Consider the following 1524-nt stretch of genomic DNA (forward strand, 5'->3'; position numbering starts at 1 on the left):
GGCGGGGGCGGCGGGGGCGGCGGCCGGGGTGGAGGCGTTCGCGGACATCGCGCCGAAGGTGCCGGCCCCGAGGGCGGCGGCGGCGACGGTACCGGTCAGGACACGGGTGCGCAGCGACATCTTCTTCATCAGGGGCTCCTCAGCGGGGGAAGAACGGAAGCGGGTGGTTCCCGCGTCCTGTCATCCATCCTTGGGCCGGAACCGGCCCCGGACCGTCGTCGTACCGGCTCGACCCCGCGCGCGGGACGGCTGACCTCCCCATCGGCCGATCGGTTGATGCGGGGGCGCCCGTCCGGGGGGACGATGGAATGCCGACGCAGGTCAACGGGGGTCCCTTCGGGACCGGAGGGGGCCTTCACGGTCCCGGAGAGCGGGGTACGAGGTGCAGCAGGGGTACGAGCGCCGGCCCGTGCCGGGGCGGGACGCCGAAGACACCGGCACCCGCTCCCTCGCCCTCCTCATGCACGCCGCGTTCTTCCTGCTGCTAGGCGCCTCGCTCACCCGGTTCCTGCTCCGGCACCCGGGCGAGGCCCGCACCCCGTGGATCATCGGGCTGTCCGTCGCCCTGGCCGCGCTCTACGTCCTCGGCCCCGTGCTCGGCTCACGCCCCACCCCCCGCAGCCTCGTCTGGCTCGGCGCGCTCGTCGTCGTCTGGATGGTGCTCGTCGTCCTGGCGCCCAGCTTCGCCTGGTGCGCGGTGCCCCTCTTCTACACCGGGCTGCGCATCCTGCCGCCGCGCGCCGCGTACGCCCTCGTCGCCCTGCTCACCCTGTTCGTCGTCGCCGCCCAGCTCCGCCTGGCCCACGGCTTCGACCCCAACCTCGTCCTCGCCCCGCCCGCCGTCGCCGCCGTCGCCACCGCCGTGTTCGTCCATATGCGGCGCCAGGCCGTGCAACAGGGCCGGCTCATCGACGACCTGCTCCGCACCCGCCGCGAACTCGCCGCCACCGAACGCCGCGAAGGCACCCTCGCCGAACGCCAGCGGCTGTCCATGGAGATCCACGACACCCTCGCCCAGGGCCTGTCGAGCCAGCAGATGCTCCTCCAGGCCGCCGACCGCACCTGGGACACCGACCCGGCCGCCGCCCGACGCCACATCCGTACCGCCGAAGGCATCGCCGAACGCAACCTCGCCGAAGCCCGCCGCTTCGTCCACGACCTGGCCCCCGCCGACCTCGCCGAGGGCGGCGGCCTCGAAGCCGCCCTGCACGCACTCGCCGCCCGGGAAACCGCCCAGGCCCAGGGCAGGCTCACCGTCCGCTGCCACATCGAGGGCACCCCGCACACCGCCCTGCCCGACCGCACCCAGTCCGCGCTGCTGCGGATCGCCCAGGGCGCCCTGGCCAACATCACCGAGCACGCCGCCGCCACCGAGGCCGCCCTCACCCTCACCCACCTCGACGACCGCACCGTCCTCGACATCGCCGACAACGGCCGCGGCTTCACCCCCGCCACCGGCACCACCGCCCCCACCGGCGTACGCGGCGCGCGGCGGCAGGATGCGCAGCCCGGTGTAGAAGAGGG

The 1524-nt window shown here is 74.9% G+C and carries 1 protein-coding gene and 1 pseudogene; one reads left to right on the forward strand and one right to left on the reverse strand.

From position 1 onward, the window contains the following. Positions 1 to 129 (reverse strand): annotated as a pseudogene (locus EAO73_RS35650) (heme-binding protein); the annotation flags it as partial. A gap of 253 nt (positions 130 to 382) precedes the next feature. On the opposite strand from EAO73_RS35650, the gene EAO73_RS35655 reads away from it, so the two are divergent. Next, positions 383 to 1524 (forward strand): sensor histidine kinase (locus tag EAO73_RS35655; protein ID WP_412075988.1); only part of this gene is annotated, 1142 nt, incomplete at its 3' end.

Source organism: Streptomyces sp. col6 (assembly GCF_008042035.1).
GTDB lineage: Bacteria > Actinomycetota > Actinomycetes > Streptomycetales > Streptomycetaceae > Streptomyces.